The sequence below is a fragment of the Gilliamella sp. B2969 genome (genome assembly GCF_026536195.1).
In the GTDB taxonomy this organism is placed as follows: Bacteria; Pseudomonadota; Gammaproteobacteria; order Enterobacterales; family Orbaceae; genus Gilliamella.
The window spans coordinates 76,287-93,780 of record NZ_JAFNOP010000001.1 but is presented as its reverse complement, the minus strand read 5'-3'; the positions used below and the strand labels follow the sequence as shown (position 1 = coordinate 93,780).

Annotated in this window: 17 protein-coding genes; 1 reads left to right on the top strand and 16 read right to left on the bottom strand. The window is 34.4% G+C overall.

Annotated elements, in window-relative coordinates:
- Positions 1–23: 23 nt before the first annotated feature.
- The 12 genes from rseP to accD form a co-directional block, all read right to left on the bottom strand.
- Complete coding sequence (gene rseP, locus J3U66_RS00410) at positions 24–1,340, bottom strand: RIP metalloprotease RseP (protein ID WP_323849531.1); 1,317 nt, start codon at positions 1,338–1,340, stop codon at positions 24–26.
- A 14-nt stretch (positions 1,341–1,354) separates the two neighbouring features.
- Complete coding sequence (locus tag J3U66_RS00405) at positions 1,355–2,197, bottom strand: phosphatidate cytidylyltransferase (protein ID WP_267343987.1); 843 nt, start codon at positions 2,195–2,197, stop codon at positions 1,355–1,357.
- Positions 2,191–2,922: an isoprenyl transferase gene (locus J3U66_RS00400; protein WP_267333620.1), complete on the bottom strand. Its 732-nt coding sequence runs from the start codon at positions 2,920–2,922 to the stop codon at positions 2,191–2,193. The genes J3U66_RS00405 and J3U66_RS00400 overlap by 7 nt, the downstream gene beginning before the upstream one ends.
- Before the next feature lie 62 nt (positions 2,923–2,984).
- Positions 2,985–3,614 (bottom strand): cAMP-activated global transcriptional regulator CRP, encoded by a 630-nt coding sequence (gene crp / locus J3U66_RS00395; RefSeq protein ID WP_416379580.1) that lies wholly within the window; start codon positions 3,612–3,614, stop codon positions 2,985–2,987.
- Between the two features lie 89 nt (positions 3,615–3,703).
- On the bottom strand, positions 3,704–3,910 hold the full coding sequence (locus J3U66_RS00390; RefSeq protein ID WP_065634209.1) for a YheU family protein: 207 nt from the start codon (positions 3,908–3,910) through the stop codon (positions 3,704–3,706).
- A gap of 155 nt (positions 3,911–4,065) precedes the next feature.
- On the bottom strand, positions 4,066–5,127 hold the full coding sequence (locus J3U66_RS00385) for a hypothetical protein (protein ID WP_267343988.1): 1,062 nt from the start codon (positions 5,125–5,127) through the stop codon (positions 4,066–4,068).
- A 116-nt stretch (positions 5,128–5,243) separates the two neighbouring features.
- A complete protein-coding gene (locus J3U66_RS00380) occupies positions 5,244–7,943 on the bottom strand; it encodes an inverse autotransporter beta domain-containing protein (protein WP_267347539.1) in 2,700 nt (899 codons plus the stop codon).
- A gap of 454 nt (positions 7,944–8,397) precedes the next feature.
- Positions 8,398–9,924: an amidophosphoribosyltransferase gene (gene purF / locus J3U66_RS00375; RefSeq protein ID WP_267333623.1), complete on the bottom strand. Its 1,527-nt coding sequence runs from the start codon at positions 9,922–9,924 to the stop codon at positions 8,398–8,400.
- Positions 9,925–9,942: 18 nt separating this feature from the next.
- Positions 9,943–10,428 (bottom strand): CvpA family protein, encoded by a 486-nt coding sequence (locus J3U66_RS00370; protein ID WP_065634277.1) that lies wholly within the window; start codon positions 10,426–10,428, stop codon positions 9,943–9,945.
- Between the two features lie 56 nt (positions 10,429–10,484).
- Positions 10,485–11,078, bottom strand: a complete 594-nt coding sequence (locus tag J3U66_RS00365; protein ID WP_267347538.1) for an SPOR domain-containing protein — start codon at positions 11,076–11,078, stop codon at positions 10,485–10,487.
- A gap of 4 nt (positions 11,079–11,082) precedes the next feature.
- A complete protein-coding gene (folC, locus tag J3U66_RS00360) occupies positions 11,083–12,360 on the bottom strand; it encodes a bifunctional tetrahydrofolate synthase/dihydrofolate synthase (protein WP_267347536.1) in 1,278 nt (425 codons plus the stop codon).
- A complete protein-coding gene (gene accD, locus J3U66_RS00355) occupies positions 12,361–13,251 on the bottom strand; it encodes an acetyl-CoA carboxylase, carboxyltransferase subunit beta (RefSeq protein WP_065634214.1) in 891 nt (296 codons plus the stop codon).
- A 311-nt stretch (positions 13,252–13,562) separates the two neighbouring features.
- Between accD and tmaR the strand changes: the two genes are divergently transcribed.
- Positions 13,563–13,883 carry a PTS system regulator TmaR gene (tmaR, locus tag J3U66_RS00350; protein WP_065634215.1) on the top strand — a complete coding sequence of 107 codons (321 nt, stop codon included), beginning with the start codon at positions 13,563–13,565 and terminating at the stop codon, positions 13,881–13,883.
- Positions 13,884–13,933: 50 nt separating this feature from the next.
- On the opposite strand, the gene yciH is transcribed toward tmaR, so the two are convergent.
- From yciH to J3U66_RS00330, 4 genes are read right to left on the bottom strand one after another with little or no spacing between them, the layout of a single operon-like run.
- A complete protein-coding gene (gene yciH, locus J3U66_RS00345; protein ID WP_267347534.1) occupies positions 13,934–14,254 on the bottom strand; it encodes a stress response translation initiation inhibitor YciH in 321 nt (106 codons plus the stop codon).
- A gap of 7 nt (positions 14,255–14,261) precedes the next feature.
- Positions 14,262–14,966, bottom strand: a complete 705-nt coding sequence (pyrF, locus tag J3U66_RS00340) for an orotidine-5'-phosphate decarboxylase (RefSeq protein WP_065634217.1) — start codon at positions 14,964–14,966, stop codon at positions 14,262–14,264.
- 34 nt (positions 14,967–15,000) lie between these two features.
- Positions 15,001–16,176 (bottom strand): GDSL-type esterase/lipase family protein, encoded by a 1,176-nt coding sequence (locus tag J3U66_RS00335; RefSeq protein WP_267333627.1) that lies wholly within the window; start codon positions 16,174–16,176, stop codon positions 15,001–15,003.
- Positions 16,169–17,428 carry a DUF459 domain-containing protein gene (locus tag J3U66_RS00330; protein WP_267347533.1) on the bottom strand — a complete coding sequence of 420 codons (1,260 nt, stop codon included), beginning with the start codon at positions 17,426–17,428 and terminating at the stop codon, positions 16,169–16,171. Before J3U66_RS00330 ends, J3U66_RS00335 begins: the two co-directional genes overlap by 8 nt.
- Positions 17,429–17,494 lie beyond the last annotated feature (66 nt).

The following is a 17,494-nucleotide window of genomic DNA, read 5'->3' as shown; positions in this document are numbered from 1 at the left end:
TAAATGTTTATAACCTCATCCCATCACAATCGTAAAACATCATTAAATAGTGCAATTCCCATTATTACCATTAATAATAAAAACCCTATACGAAATAATCGTTCCTGAGTTATATTAGATAAAGCTTTTCCCTTAATCTTTTCACATAATAGTAAGACAAGGTGACCGCCATCTAGCATTGGTAATGGAACAAGATTGATAACCCCCAAACTTACACTGATAAAAGCAAGAAAGTATAAGTAAGGTGTGAAACCATAACTTGCTGTTTGCCCTGCGCTTTTTGCTATCGTTATTGGTCCAGATAAATGCTTAAGCCCAATAACACCTGTCACTAGCTGATAAAGTGAACCTACAGTTAATTTTGTTGTTAATACTGTTTGCTCAATGCCTTTACCTAATCCTTCAAAAAAACCATACTGCTTAACTACCGCGTTTGAAGAAGGATATAAACCCGCTACACCTTCTCCATTTTTTTGAATGGTCGGTGTAAGAAGCAGTTCAACATCATGATTCTTCCGTTCGACCTTCAATGTTAGTTTATTTGCTTTTTTTATCTCAGCTGAAAAATCATCCCAATTAGTATAAAGTTTATTATTATAACTGATAATTTTATCACCAATTTGTAATCCTGCTTTTTCTGCTGCAGATTCTGGCACAATTTTACTCACAATTGGATAAATTTCCAACGCTTTAGGAATAAAACCAAATGTTGTAATTGCTGATTCTTTCTCTACATCAAATCGCCAATGGCTAATATCGACAGTTTTTCTAATTTCGTCTGTACTATTTTTGGTTGATACTAAGTAAGTTAAAGACACATTATGTTGCCCCATAACCGACATCAGAGCTAGATTTACATCATTCCAACTGTCTATCTGAATATCATTTACTTTTTTCAACTCTGCATCGACCGGTAGATTTATTGTCGATGCTGGCGTATTGGGTATCGTTTCTTTAATTTTGACAGGATAAACTGTCACACCAAGTAAAAAAATACCCCAATAAATTACTGCCGCTAGAACAAAATTAGCTATAGGACCTGCAAATACGATTGCAGCTCTTTGCCATAGTTTTTTATTATCAAAAGCCGAGCTTTTATCAATGGTTGCTAATTCTTTCGATCTTCCATCTAGCATTCTAACATAACCACCAAGAGGAATCATAGCAATAACCAATTCAGTTCCACTTGAAAATTTATGCGACCATATTTTTTTTCCAAATCCAATGGAAAAACATTCAACACGAACTCCACATAAACGAGCTACAAAAAAGTGGCCGAATTCATGTATAGTCACTAATATACTGATAGTAATGATAAATAACAACAGTGACCAAAGCAAAATCTATAACCTTTTTATAGTAAATGCAAAGATAATACAGTAAAAATAGGCACCGCAGCTGTTAAACTATCTATTCGATCTAAAAGACCACCATGACCAGGTATCAGATTGCCACTATCTTTTATACCTGCTTCTCGTTTAAACATACTTTCAGTGAGATCACCTAATACTGAAACCAAAATTGCCAATAATGAACTAATAAAAAATACATTAAATTTAATATTAATAAGATTCGAAAAATAAGCAAGAACACTAATAACCACTGCCAGACTTACTCCACCAATAAATCCTTCTACTGTTTTACCGGGTGAAACTTTTGGTGCCAATTTTCTTTTTCCAAAACTTCGTCCAGCAAAATATGCGCCTGTATCGGTAGCCCATACAAGAACAAATACATATAACAACAAAGTCGCTCCTGTATAACAATTTGAACTATAATTGACAGACCTTAACCCCACCATACCAAGGAAAAAAGGCACTAATGTAAAAAAAGCAAACAGTAATTTTAATGTAATTGAATTGAACCAATAATGTGCAGTTTTGGGATAAGTCATAACTAAAATCAGTGCAATTAACCACCAAATAATGGATAATGATAATATTACGCTATAGAGTGTTATTTTTAATTCAATTGGAATTGGAATAAAATAAAGTACAGCCAATATCACTACAATTAGAAGAGCAAATAACAATTTATTTTGTTGGTTAGTAATATGTAAGAATTGAGCCCACTCCCATGCAGCGATACCACCAATTATCATCATAATAACAACAAAAACGGATAATGGAGCAAAAAAAAGTATAATTAACACAAGTGGAATGAGCGCAATTGCAGCCAATAATCGTTGAATTAACATGAATGTTCCTCTGCTTGAATACCACCAAAACGTCGTTCTCGGGTATTAAAAACATCAATTGCTTTATCAAATAAAGCTTGATCAAAATCCGGCCATAAAACATCAGTAAAATAAAATTCTGAATATGCTATTTGCCATAACAAAAAATTACTAATTCGATACTCACCGCCAGTGCGAATAACGAGATCGACATCGGGTAATTCGTTCATACTTATTTGTGAAGCAAAGTATGTTTCGGTAATATCATCTAAAGTGATTTTTCCATCTAAAACATGTTTAACCATTTTTTTCGTTGATTGAATAATATCCCATCGCCCACCATAATTAGCTGCAATATTCAATACTAACCCAGAATTGTCTTTTGTTAGTTGTTCCGCTTTAATGATCATAGTTTGCAATCGTTCATTAAATTGCGAAATATCACCAATAATATTTAACTTCACATTATTATTATGCAGACTTTTCATTTCACGATTTAACGCGTAAATAAAAAGTGAAAGTAATGCTGAAACTTCATTTTGAGGACGCTTCCAATTTTCACTACTAAATGCATATAAAGTCAAAGCTCTAACACCTAAGGTTGATGCATAACTGACAATTTTACGAACAGCTTTTAAACCAGCCCTATGCCCAACTGCGCGTAACTGCTCTCGTTGTTGGGCCCAACGACCATTACCGTCCATAATAATTGCTACATGATTGGGAATAGATCTTTGTTGAATCATGAGACATGCCAATCCATATATAGCTTTTTATAAATGTTTTGATCAAATATAGCCATCATCAATTAACGGGTTCCATAAACCACAATGGTTTTACCATGTGCTGAAATTAAATGTTGGTCTTCTAGCATTTTTAAAATTCGACCAACAGTTTCACGCGAACAGCCAACAATTTGACCTATTTCTTGACGGGTAATTTTGATTTGCATACCATCGGGATGAGTCATTGCATCGGGTTGTTTGGCTAGATTTAATAGCGTTTGCGCAATGCGACCAGCAACATCTAGAAAGGCTAAATTACTCACTTTTTCTGATGTTACTTGTAAACGGCTTGCCATTTGACTTGCAAGTCGCATTAAAATATCAGGATTGACTTGAACAAGTTGCTTAAATTTTTTGTAAGAAATTTCGGCCACTTCACAACTTGTTTTAGCTTTAACCCAAGCGCTTCGTTCTGTACCTTCTTCAAACAAGCCTAATTCGCCCAAAAATTGATTTTGATTCAAATAAGATAAAATCATCTCATTGCCTTCATCATCTTTAATTAATACCGCAACAGAGCCTTTTACAATGTAATAGAGAGTTTCTGCTTTTTCGCCTTGATGAATGAGAGTGCTTTTAGCGGGATACTTATGAATATGACAATGCGATAAAAACCATTCTAATGTTGTATCCGTGTGCTGTTTACCAATCATTATTCCTTCCTCTCAATCCAATTTCCAATTTACACACTATAACAAAGTTGAGCGATAAATTATATACTAAGCTATAAGGAATTTAGTGATTATTTAACAAGCTTGATGTCGATCGTTTGGTGCAGTTCAGACCAAAAAATTGCTGCTTTTCCCGCAATCAATTGAGATTTAACATTATCTACTTTTTCTATAAGTGATATTTCTTGCAAACCGTAATCCGTACCTTCACGTAACACAAAATATTCAATTAAATTATTCAGCGTATTTGAATCTAGTTCTTGCCAAGGAATGATCATAATATTATCAAATAAGTGATTGTGATATTTATTCTATAATAGAAATAGCATGCTATAAAGATAGTAACTTACAAAAAACTAATAAAAAAACCACTCATAAGAGTGGTTTTTAATCTGTTAAAAAACAGAACTATATTAATTCAATACGAATAATATTATCTGTCTGTTGCAACTTTCAACAAGTAACCTTGCGCACCAGCTTTGTATTTAGTGTTATAAAGCTCATTATTATTCTTGGCACCGTCTTCACTACCTAAATAGATTGTATCATTCGTACCTGTTGTAGTAGTGGTTCCGGTTAAAGCTTCAGTAGTTACAGCATCCTGATAATCAGCTGTTGCTGCTGGATCATTAGATAGCGTCCAAGTGTATGTATACGAAGATGTTTTCACTAACTCACCTGCATCAGGAATATTGTTTTTGTTTGCGTCGTCCCATACTACAGCACCATATTTTTCGCCATATTTAGGTGTTGGTGCATCGCCTGTCGCAGGTTTAACTGTATAGTTAACAGTTAAATCTAAACTACCGTCAGTACCATATTTGAAAATACCAACTCTATAGCCATCATCGATAATAGGACCTTTACTAGGAGGGGTATCACCAGGACCATGTTTTTCCTCTGAAGGTTTTGTTGGCTGATTATTATCAACTTCAGGTGGCACTTTTGACCAGATATCAGATACGTTCAACCATTTATTCGTATTTGGTAAACCAAATTCTGTCTGTTCTTGTAAGGTGAAACCAATTTCATCAGCACCACTAAATTCACTATTGATCTTGAATATAATTGTACCTTCAGACACACCATTTACATTTTTTGTTGCTGTTGATGTTAAACCTTCAAGTGTATTGATTTTTTTCCAATCACCAAAATTACCAGTAGCATCTTTTTGTCTGACGAAAAAAGTAACTGTTTTTTCAATGTTTTTATTATCAACATCACCATCTTTATCTTTCAAATTATATGAAATTTTAAAATACTGACCAACTTTAACCTGATCTGTATCTGCAATTGGTGTTAGACCTGCGGCATCAGTTGTAATTGTTAAGGACACAGTATGATCTACATCCGCACTTGTCTTTGAAAGTATTGGCGCATTACCGTGAATTGGCGCTGATGTCTCTGCTGTTAGTACAGCAGCAAATGCACTACTTGAAGCATAACCAGCTAATAATAAGCCGAATGCGACTTTTTTTAACGTTAAATTTTTCATGTTTAACTTCCTATTTTATTTCTAAATTAACATGTTGTATTTATATAAATACACCACTTTGGTTGGTGTTCCCAGTAATAGGCTGCCGATTAACTTCGACAACCTAAAATCTATTATTAATTAACAACGACTTGCAATTTAAACCCTTGATCCCCAGCACAAGCTAATGGCGATGCATTAAGTGTTGCTAAATTCAAATAAGTCGGCGCTCCTTCACTCTTTTCAATACTCATTCCAGAAGACGCATAACTTTGTGTTCTTAAACTTCTTAATGTGTAATGAGCATCAACACCCATAGCGACATTAAACCAAGGTCCATTAGGGTTCTTCACAAAATCTGGTAATGCACTTGTTGCCTTACTACCAGGACATGCAAGCTCATTTGAACCCACTAATGACCAAATTATAAATGGATTTTTAATTTCATGCGCTTCATCTTCGTAACCCATAGGATAAGCTTTTACATAATATTCAGAATCAACTTTCCACTCATTTGGACCGCTTGGATCAAATTGAAGAAGATGACCTTCGCTTCTTGCTACTAATACACCATCACTACGATAAACTTTTACTATTCCTGCTTTACCGCCAGAGAAATCTACGATCGCTTTATTGAACGATGTCCCAAACTGATCAATTGTGATAGAAAACTCAACAACACCTTCAATGTTAGAAGCAACATCTAAAAGATAACTATCACCTATGACCTCTGTACCTGCTGCTGTTGCTGACTTGGAAGAAGCTTTTTGTCCCATTTTTACTTTTTCAAACCCTTTAACAATAATACAAGGTTCTTGTGTCGGACAAGAGTTAACATTACCAGAAACACCATTAATTAAACTAATTTTTTTACCATTACTAGTCGCTGTCCAGCCTTTTAATACTGCATCAAAAGTTTCTGGAATACGATTCATTAAATCATCATCACTAAAACCTATTACATCTTGTGCAGAGGTAATTGAACCATTAATAACCTTTGGTTTAACTAACGTTGCTAATACGGTTATTGCACTTTGCCCATCTGCTGGATTCATTGCTAAAGCAGTTTTATTCCCACCTTTATCTACAGCCCAAACTCCAATTTTGCGCATTGAAGGATTAGGCAAAACTTCGAAAGTAACAGAGTTAGATGTCGCCGATTTACCTTTACCATCAGTCACTGTAACAGATAAAGTATATTTACCATTAGTACTGATTGGGTGACGCTGACCGTTTGCATCAACATAATTCGGCGCGACAATCTTCCAATTATTTGTATCAGCAGGAGGCGTCATCCAACTAGAAGCTGTACATATTCCAACAGTAGAGCATAGAAAGCCGCCTCCAGCATCAATTTCCATCATGTCACCAGACCATGAAAGGCTATTTAAACCTTTAGCATTATGTACACCAATAGTAACGCCGTAAGACTCACCTTCAAGTAACTGAAGTGCTTCAAGTCCTAGATCGACGCTCATTTTTTTATCTTTATATTCAAGTACAATATAGTTATTACGATCGACAAGATCATAACGGCTACCTTTAACTGAACGAGCAGCCTGAACCATATCAGGATCCAACTGATCTTTTAAAGGTGTACCAATACGATAGTTCATCGTCAATTCAGCTTTAGTTGCCTTTTTATTATCTTGTCCACGCTTATGTTCAGCTTTGATCGTAAAAAGCGGAACTGGCGTATAATCAATACTAGCCGTGATTGCTCTTGGGTCTTTTTGCAAATTATCTTTTCCAAACAATGCGACTTTATCACCATAGTATTGTTCATACATTAAAGAACCACCAAGATGTGGATATTGAGGTAAATAGCCTTGGAAACGGATATCAAATCCTCTAGCTGCACGTTCTAAATAATCATCAAAGTCTTTAGATTCTTTCCAATCTGATAATGGATGATAATAGTTAACAGCAAACTTCATGTAATCGGTCCAAGCTTCAGCACCTACCCCTAAACGGTTATGAGATCGTTGAAAATCATGGTCGAAAAATACGTTATAACCCAATAACCACTTTTTATCTGCTACATCCCAACGTTGACCTATACCAAAGTTACCAATACGCCGATTATGTTCATATTCTTGAAACGAAAGTTGAGTAAATATCAACGTATCTTCTGTATCCAACCAAGGGCTAAACAATTTAAGATTGACGTTATTAAACGTACCTTTATCGCTTAAATCGAATTGCAATTGCGCAGTACCAAAACGACCTAAAAAGTCTTGTGCTGCACTTTTGATTGGATCAACAACTTGGTTTCTAACACCACCGCGGACATAATCCTCAGCATAATCTTTAGCTTTACTCTTTATATGACCTGACAAACCACCATTATCTGGAGAGGTTATCTGTTTCCAATCTTGACTTGCTAAAGTTTGAATTGTTGATGCAACTTGGCTGGCTAAAGCACTTCTATCCACTTTAGGATCATATGTGTCATCGGATCCTAATTTAGGCAGATTAGCATATTTATTTTGGCTATCAGGATCCACTTTCTTTATTGCTGGTAATAATGGCGAATTTTCAGGAAGAACCAATCGTTCGCCAATCTCAACCACATCTTTCTTGTCATAACGACCAGCGTTCATTGCTCTTAATTCAGCAATAGATATACTACTTAGTAAAGCAATTTGATATAAGCTGCGTTGTTGGTTATTCACCATTTCACGAACTTTAGTACCATCTTTTAACTCAATTATCTTATTGCTATCAACAGCAGTTACTGGGCTAGAAGTGTTACTACCCGTAGCCCATGTTGTTTGACAACCTAGAGCTATAACAATTAGTGCAGAGATAACTTTTAAATTAAGATTGTTTCTCATCTTAATTATTCCTTATATTTCACCGGCAACATTGCTACAAAGTAACAAGTTATTTTTATTCTAAATAAGCATAGTTATAATTAAACCTTGTACACTTACAGTTCAAATTTATTGTTTTTCTATACTTAAATTTATTTAAAGATTGTGGATTTTTTTACAAAACCTCTTATTGGGTAGGATCATATTACAAAACTGTCATTTATCAAAATGATTTTATAATTTTTTTTTGATTTTTTTTTGTAAAAATATTAAATATTGTTTTTTTTCAAGTAATTAATATTATTTAATTATTAAAAGGCTCTTTTACATAAAATTATAATCAATTGATTTATATAAATATTATTTTTATGACTTTTTTGTTATTGAAAAAAATCGAGAGGGAATAATAGAAAATAAATAAAAAAAACAGACAAATTAGCAAAAATTTATCTGTTTTTGAGATGTCTTCAACTGATCAATTATACGATTGATCTTCATTATAAATTTCTAAATTTTCCGATTCCTTTTGGCAAAACACTTTTTTATCATCGTTGCGTTTTTTTTCTAAAAGTGACAAATAAGTATCATTTATACCTTGAGTAATATACTTGCCATCAAAGACCGAACATTCAAAATGAGTAATGTTAGGATTTAATTCTCGTATCGCAGCAATTAAATCATTAAGGTTTTGGAAAATAAGTTTATCTGCACCAATATCTTTAGCGATTTGATCAACGTTACGATTATAAGCAATAAGTTCTCTGGCAACGGGCATATCGATGCCATAAACATTAGGGTGTCTTATTTCTGGTGCAGCCGAAGCCAAATACACTTTTTTAGCACCACAAGAGCGTACCATTTGAAGTATCTTTTCTGACGTAGTGCCTCGTACAATTGAATCATCTACCAGAAGAACATTTTTTCCTTCAAATTCTATACGATTGGCGTTGAGCTTTCTTCTTACTGAAAGTTTACGTGCACTTTGCCCTGGCATAATAAATGTACGACCAATATAACGATTTTTAACAAATCCTTGTCGATAAGGTTTATTTAAAATGCGTGCAATTTCGAGCGCAGCATCACATGAGGTTTCAGGAATGGGAATAACGACATCAATATCGATATCTTTCCATTCTCTCGCTATTTTTTGACCTAACTTTTGCCCCATTAAAATGCGAGATTGATAAACAGATACCCCATTCATTAGCGAATCAGGTCGGGCAAAATAGACATATTCAAAAATACATGGATAATATTGGGGGTTATCTGCACATTGTTGTGCATAAAATTGGCCATCTTGGGTGATATAAATAGCTTCCCCTGGTTCAACATCACGCATCAATTCAAAATCAAGAATATCTAATGCAACGCTTTCTGACGCAACCATATATTCAGTTTTACCATTATCAAGTACGCGTTTTCCTATCACTAAAGGACGAATACCATATGGATCACGAAAAGCAACAAGTCCATGTCCAATAATCATAGCAACACAGGCATAAGCACCCTGAATAATATTATGTACTTGATGAACAGCCTGAAAGATATTATCAGCCGTTAACGGGTAAGTTGGAAATTTATCCAGTTCATTAGCTAAAATATTTAATAAGACTTCTGAATCCGAATTAGTATTGATATGGCGGCGTGCAAGTTCAAATACTTTATGGCGTAATTGGTCGGTATTAGTCAAATTTCCATTGTGCGCAAGCGCAATACCGTAAGGTGAATTAACATAAAAGGGTTGAGCTTCGGATGGACTAGAACTACCTGCTGTAGGGTAACGAATATGACCTATACCCAGTTTGCCTTGAAGTCGTTGCATATGATGTTCTTGAAAAACATCTTTAACCAAACCATTAGCCTTACGTAGACGAAAGCGATTTTGCTCATCAATAGTAACGATTCCGGCCGCATCTTGCCCTCGATGTTGTAACACCGTTAGAGCATCATAAATTGATTGATTAACTGTACTACATCCTACAATACCAACTACACCACACATATAACAATTACCTCAAATCTAATGCGCTAAAAAAGAAGACGAATTTTGGATATAATCAAAAAACCAACGAATAATAAAATGAAAATGTGGAATAAGCTGAGACTGAGTCCAATATTGAGATTGTGATAAAGGAGTAAAAGTATCAATAAAGAAAAGTACTGCAGCAACGACTAAAATACCACGTAACACACCAAAACAAATTCCTAAAACGCGGTCTGTACCTGATAACCCCGTTTTTTGAACCAATTGACCAATAATATAAGACACTATAGTACAAACTAATAATGTAGCAATAAACAAAATAGCAATAGCAACCGCAATTTTAACCACATCACTATCAAAATAGGTCAAATACTGGGTAATATGAGAATAAAATCGGCTAGCAATAAAAAAAGCAAGTATCCAACTGATAAGGGATAACGCTTCTCGAACAAAACCTCGAACAATGCTAATTAATGCAGAAAAAACAATGACCCCAATAATCGTAAAATCAACCCAATTCATCATCATAATCACTCACAATCTTATGTTAAGAATTTATTTTATTATAGTTACTGTATTTAGTTAGCCACTATAATACCTTTAAGTTTTGTCAAAGTATCTAGATCAACAATAACTTGTTCTGCTTGTTCTCTTTTAGCGTAAGGCCCAATCTGCAATTTAATAAGCTGGTTGGGTTCAGGATTTTTGGGAATTAGCCTAACGTTATAGTTATTTAATCGTAATAAAGCTACAAGCTCTTCTATTTTTTGTCTATTTTTTAACGCAGTAAGTTGAATCATGTAAGGTTTAGTTTCTTGACTTGATACAACTGACTTATTATTTACTGATGAAACACTATCATCACTTGTTGAAATATTATTTGAAGATAACGTATTTGAATTTTGCTCATCTTCCGGAATATAAGGAATATCAGCAACCTCATTATTTGGATTACCAAGTTGGCTTCCAGATTCAGTTGGTGATGTCATAACTTGATTTTGCTGGTTAACAATTTCAGGTTGTAAAATAGGCGTTGAAGAAATGGGTAAATTGGATTTATCGGTTAAAATCGATGGCGCTACTGCTGCTAAAATTAACAATAAAGTAGCAAAACCGACCCATCGATTTCGAACCCTATTTGGAGTGCTATTATTATTTTTTTTATTTTCCATAAAATTAATCATCAATTTCAGCTAAGACTGCAGATACCGTATGAAAAGATCCACATACCACAATAATATCATTTTTTTGAGCATCTTGAAGTGCTGCTCGGTAAGCATCACAAACATGATCAAATGTTAAAACGTTTTGGGCATTATTCTCGACTAAATATTGTTTTAATACATCACAACCACATCCTCGATCGCCATAAAGTGATGCACAATACCAAGCATCTCCATTTAATAACGACAATGTACCTTTGATATCCTTATCTTTCAACATGCCAATTACAAACAGGACTCGACCAATATCCTTATTTTCGGTTTTTAAAGAATTTAACTGATTAGCTAAATAATGAGCAGCATGAGGATTATGTGCAACGTCTAAAATAACAAGTGGATGAGTTTTTACAATTTGAAATCGTCCCGTTAGGCTTGCTTTACCTAATCCTTCATTTATTTGTTGCTCAGCAATCTTAAATGATGAATAATTTAGGGCTGCAATAGCAGTGGCTGCATTTGCTAACGGCACATGAGGAGTCACTAAAGATGAATATTGACATTTGTCAGAATAAAATTCCCAAACATTTTTATCTTTTTGCTCATAAGACCAATTTTGGTTTACCGCATATAAAGGACAATCGACAGCATTTGCCACATCAAAAATTGATTGAGGAATGTCTGGCTCCCCAACAATAGCAATACTTTTAGGCTTAAATATACCTGCTTTTTCTCGACCAATGCTTTCACGAGTATTACCTAAATAATCGACATGATCTATAGCTATCGAAGTAATAATAGCCACATCAGCATCAACAATATTAGTCGCATCAAAACGCCCACCTAACCCGACTTCTAAAATAACAACATCTAAATTGGCTTGCTTAAATTGATATAAAGCCGCAAGTGTTGCAAATTCAAAATAAGTCAGTGATATATCACCTCGAGCATTTTCAATTTCAATAAATGCATTTATTGTTTCTGTCTCGGTCGATTCTTGATTATTGATTCGTACGCGTTCAGTAAAACGTAAAAGGTGAGGAGAACTATACACACCTACTTGCATATTTGCTGCAAGCAATATCATTTCAAGTGTTTTACACGTTGTGCCTTTACCATTTGTTCCTGCAACAGTAAATACATAAGGAGCTGGCTGTAATAAGTTAAGCCTTTGAGCAACGGCTCTAACACGATCTAACCCCAAATCAATGGTCAATGGGTGTAGTTGCTCTAAATAACTAAGCCATGATTGTAAATCAGACTTAGCATTAGGTTTCGTATATTGTATGCTCACTTAATTTGTCTCGTTATTGGTGACATCATAAAAAGGGCTTGGTAATTTCATTAATTTAGCTAATAAACTGGCAATTTTAGAACGCATGTCTTTACGATGAATGATCATATCTAACGCGCCTTTTTCAAGTAAAAATTCGCTACGCTGAAAACCTTCAGGTAAGGTTTCACGTACAGTTTGCTGAATGACTCTGGGACCAGCAAAGCCAATTAATGCCTTAGGTTCAGCAATATTAATATCACCTAGCATAGCTAAACTTGCTGATACGCCGCCCATAGTAGGATCGGTCATCACCGAAATATAAGGTAAACCTTCATCTTGCATTTTAGCTAAAATTGCACTTGTTTTTGCCATTTGCATGAGTGAAAAAAGTGCTTCTTGCATGCGAGCACCACCACTAGTTGAAAAACAAATTAATGGGCATTTATCAGCAATGGCTTGTTCTGCTGCACGTGTAAATAAAGCTCCTACAACAGAAGACATTGACCCACCAATAAAAGCAAATTCAAAACAAGCTACCACAACAGGAATTCCCAATAAAGTGCCTTTCATTACAACCATAGCTTCTTTTTCGTGCGTTTCTTTTTGAGCCGCTAATAAGCGATCTTTATACTTTTTAGTATCTTTAAATTTTAGAATATCTTTAGGCGCTAATTCAGATCCAATTTCAACATCAGAACCTTCATCTAAAAACCGATATAATCTTACACGTGCAGGAATATGCATATGATGATCGCATTTAGGACATACCTCTAAGTTACGATCTAATTCAGCTTGATAAATAATTTGCTCACAGTTACTACATTTGGTCCAAACACCACCAGGAATATTCGCTTTTTTATGATCTGACGATATATTATTTTTACTTAGAATTTTCTCAATCCAGCTCATTATGATTCTCTCATTTGATACGCTTTTAGAAATATCGGGGTATTGTATAATATTTTGGAATAATTCTTAATAGTTGTTTTAACTTTTATCTTTTTAATCAATTTTTTTCGAAAATTATCTGCATTTAAATATAAAAATAATCAAAATAAAAGCTATAAAAAATAAATATATCTATAACAGCATAATGACGAAATAAAATCACCATACCATCGTGATAACATTAAAAATATAATTAATATGATCTTGAAAAATTATTAGTATATAATTGCCTTTAATATATTTTTCCATTTTTTTGAAATAAGGGGTTACAGATGGACAAGGAAAAAGCAAGCGCACCATCGTTTCAAGATGTTTTAGAGTACATTCGTCTATCACGTCGATTAAATAAATTAAAACGTGAAATAGCAGACAACGAGAAAAAGATTCGTGACAACCAAAAACGCGTTCTATTACTTGAAAACTTAAGTGAATATATTAAGCCTGATATGACATACGAAGAGCTTCAAGCGATTATTGCTAACATGAAAAGTGACTATGATGATCGTGTTGATGATTATATTATCAAAAATGCTGAAATTTCTAAAGAACGCCGTGATATTAGCAAAAAAATGCGAACATATCGCTCAAATTAATTGCAATTAAATAACTCCCACAATGGGAGTTATTTTTTTAGCTAATAACGTTAACCACCTGCTAGTTTTACCTTAAAACCTTTTTCTTCTAACAATGTTTTCAGTAAATCTCGTTTATCACCTTGAATCTCGATGATTTCATCTTTGATAGACCCGCCACAACCACAGCGTTTTTTAAGTTCTGCTGCTAACTTTGATAATTGGGCATCATCCAAATCAAAACCCGAAATCACACAAACACCCTTGCCTTTACGCCCCGAAGTTTGCCGTTGAATACGAATAATACCATCACCTTTATCACGAGATAATTGTGTCTCTTTCGGTTTTATTCGACCTTTATCGGTTGAATATACAACTAGATTATCAGACATGCTTTGCTTAGCTCTTAGTTAAATCAAGTGTAGTTAAAATAGACTGTAATGCCTTAGCAGGATCTTCAGCTTGAGTAATTGGTCGACCAATGACAAGATAATCAGCACCTGCAGCTTGAGCTCGTTGAGGCGTCATGATACGACGTTGATCATCTGGCGTCGAACCGGCTGGACGAATACCTGGAGTAACTAATTTAAAATCACTGCCAAGCCGAGTTCTAAAACTTTGAACTTCTTTCGCCGAACATACGACGCCATCAAGCCCACAATTCTTAGCTAGTATAGCTAATTTTGTCGCCTGTTCTAAAGGTGAAACATGAATACCAATTTCTTGAAGATCAGAAGACTCCATACTCGTCAATACTGTCACTGCAATTAATATTGGTGCTTGTTTACCATAAGGATAAAGTGCATCTTTTGCTGCTTGCATCATGCGAGCACCACCACTTGCGTGTACATTAGTCATCCAAACCCCTAAATCGGCAGCGGCAGAGACGGCTTTAGCTACCGTATTTGGAATATCATGAAATTTAAGATCTAAAAAAATATCAAAGCCTTTATTCATAATTTGTTTAATAAATTCAGGCCCGGCATGGGTAAATAACTCTTTGCCAATTTTAAGACGGCAATCTTTTGGATCAACACGATCAATAAAATTCCATGCTGATTTAACATCAGCAAAATCAACAGCAACAATAATTGGAGATGACATAACTTAGTTATTCCTTTTTAGTCTTAAATTTTGTCTATTTTTTTTGTACAAAGTCATTCAAATCAGCATAAAACATTCGAGCACTCTCTTTATAACCTTGTAATGTTTGATGAACTAAATCTGCACGAGCCAGTCCCCGCTGTCGCCACTCTTTAACTGCAAATTTACCCCCCATTGCCAGTTGCCAATCCCAAAATAATGTCTTTTCGGATTTAGCGACTTGTCTTTGAATATTTTTAATTGTTGAAAAAGATTTCGGGGTATCTTTTTCATTCGCCATGGTATCTGGAGGTGACATTAATAAAATCGTTGCATCAGGCAAAGATTTACGAATTTGTCTTATACTATTCACTAAATTTTTGCGATAAGCAGTAGGATCTAACGTTTCATCAAAACTCTCATTTGTTCCATATTCAAGAATCACTAAATCAGTTTTTGATAAAGCTAATTCTTTAAACCAATTAGGGCTCCATTTTTGCCATATGGTTTGCTTAGCGCCATTAGTGGCTATAGCCGATACAACTACGCCAGGTTGTTGATAACGCGTTAACCATATTCCACCGAGTTCAACATCATTTTGCCCTTTTATCATTAAAGGCATTTTCGACACAATAGAAGCCGTTTGCCACACATTCGCTTGAGGCACATAATTAAAATTAATCTTTTTATTATTAACATCATAAATTCCAAATACATTAGGCGTATTTTTTGATGTTTTAAAAGTGAATTTTACTTGCCAATCTTTATTGGCTAATGATTTTGGTGAAATTTGTATTACAGCAGAATCCTTCAACGGTTTGGCAATAAACCCCCCCATAGGAAAATCTAAATTGCTTAGTGTTCTACTACTTAATACATCCCAATTTTTATTTTTCCAGGTAACCGCTGCATGGCTTTGTCCTTTAATTGCAACAGGCGTTATCCAGCCAATACCCGCATCACCATATTTGCCTTGCATTAACGTTCTAAATTCACCAGTGAAAAAATCTGCTGCGGTATGCGAATCACCAAATTGGGTTATATTAACAACATCATCGCTATTTCTGTTCGCTGCTAACGATTTTAACCGTGTTGCAAATTGTTTAGCGTTGGGATCGCCAAAATCAATAATCCCCGATACAGTTGTTGTGGTCGTACTTTCTGCTACACTACATCCAACAGTGAATGTCACCGCAATAATAGCTAGAATATACTTTAAAAACTTAATCACTATGGGTACCCTCTAATTCTTTAAAAATTATTTTTTCCATAATGGCCTTTGCCAGAATTTTTTGGCCAGTTGGTGTAAAATGAACCCCATCATCCACCCTTACTTTTATTTTTTCATTATTTGTTTCAATAAAACTATTGAATTTTTCGTATGTACAACCAAGTAACTCATTGGTTGTTAAAAAATGCTGTTGCGTTTTGTCAATCTCAGATTTATATAATGTATTAAGGTAAACCATGCCATCATTTAATTTAGGTTTACGCATACATGGTGCAGCTAGCCAAAGCACTTGTATATGATGTTCACGAGCATTACTCAAAATATTGGCGATACGTAAACGGTATTGTTCTTCCCATAATTCAGATTTGAATTTCGCGTATTTAGCGTATCCTTTAACGGGAAAATCCCAAGGGTCATTAGGCCCTAAAAAAACCACAAGCAGCTTTATTGTAGGATCGTCGGCTAGTGTATCACTAATAGTTTTTGGCCAATCAAAAGCATTGGGATAAGCAAGTCCGGTGCTTTGTTTACTCAAATCTATACTTTCTATTTTATACTGTTTGAATAACATTTTTTTAACATATGGTGCAACACCTTGCATTAATGAGTCACCCGCAAAAAAAACCTTATCATTTTCAGTTAAAACAATTGGCAACGGTTGATGAATCAACGGGACATCATGTATTTGAACTTTTGGTAATTCATCTTTTTCTTTTGCTGGTAATAACGTTGGCGCTTTGTTAGATTTTTCAAGTGGTTTTTTAATACTACTTTCAACCTGTTTATTTTTATCTGATAATGATTTATCTTTTGGTAAGATTTCATCTTTAATCTTATCTTTACTTAATCGTTTAATCGCATCAGGTTGAATAATTATAGGTTTAACAGGATGGCTTTGCTCTATTGGATTTACATTTTTATCAACTTGTGGTTCATGTTTACTATCTTTTGTTATAGTTGAATCTTGGGTTTGAGCTATAGCATCTTCACTCGATTCTTCACCTTGTTCTTCTGGAAAAGAGTCTTGTATTAAAGTATTAGAATGAAATAGATCAGAATGGTAAGTTTGCTGCCAATAAATCAGTATTGATTTATAATAAAGCACCATTAAAGCTATTCCAGTTACAAACAATAAAATAAAAATATATCTTGCTGATAAACAAGTATTGATATTTACCGCAACATCTCTCTTTTTATAAGACTTATTAGCTACTTCTTTTTTATTGATCGTATTATGACGTCGCCGTTTCACATTCGATCTGTTTTTTTTCTTATTTTTAGAAAACGATTTCTTATATAGCATAATGAATTAACATCA

Excerpts from the sequence above, each read along its gene's own strand:
- J3U66_RS00405 (WP_267343987.1), bottom strand. The coding sequence starts at position 2,197 with ATGTTAATTCAACGATTATTGGCTGCAATTGCGCTCATTCCACTTGTG.
- J3U66_RS00400 (WP_267333620.1), bottom strand. The coding sequence starts at position 2,922 with ATGATTCAACAAAGATCTATTCCCAATCATGTAGCAATTATTATGGAC.
- crp (WP_416379580.1), bottom strand. The coding sequence starts at position 3,614 with ATGATTGGTAAACAGCACACGGATACAACATTAGAATGGTTTTTATCG.
- J3U66_RS00390 (WP_065634209.1), bottom strand. The coding sequence starts at position 3,910 with ATGATCATTCCTTGGCAAGAACTAGATTCAAATACGCTGAATAATTTA.
- J3U66_RS00385 (WP_267343988.1), bottom strand. The coding sequence starts at position 5,127 with ATGAAAAATTTAACGTTAAAAAAAGTCGCATTCGGCTTATTATTAGCT.
- J3U66_RS00380 (WP_267347539.1), bottom strand. The coding sequence starts at position 7,943 with ATGAGAAACAATCTTAATTTAAAAGTTATCTCTGCACTAATTGTTATA.
- purF (WP_267333623.1), bottom strand. The coding sequence starts at position 9,924 with ATGTGTGGTGTAGTTGGTATTGTAGGATGTAGTACAGTTAATCAATCA.
- J3U66_RS00370 (WP_065634277.1), bottom strand. The coding sequence starts at position 10,428 with ATGAATTGGGTTGATTTTACGATTATTGGGGTCATTGTTTTTTCTGCA.
- J3U66_RS00365 (WP_267347538.1), bottom strand. The coding sequence starts at position 11,078 with ATGGAAAATAAAAAAAATAATAATAGCACTCCAAATAGGGTTCGAAAT.
- accD (WP_065634214.1), bottom strand. The coding sequence starts at position 13,251 with ATGAGCTGGATTGAGAAAATTCTAAGTAAAAATAATATATCGTCAGAT.
- tmaR (WP_065634215.1), top strand. The coding sequence starts at position 13,563 with ATGGACAAGGAAAAAGCAAGCGCACCATCGTTTCAAGATGTTTTAGAG.
- yciH (WP_267347534.1), bottom strand. The coding sequence starts at position 14,254 with ATGTCTGATAATCTAGTTGTATATTCAACCGATAAAGGTCGAATAAAA.
- pyrF (WP_065634217.1), bottom strand. The coding sequence starts at position 14,966 with ATGTCATCTCCAATTATTGTTGCTGTTGATTTTGCTGATGTTAAATCA.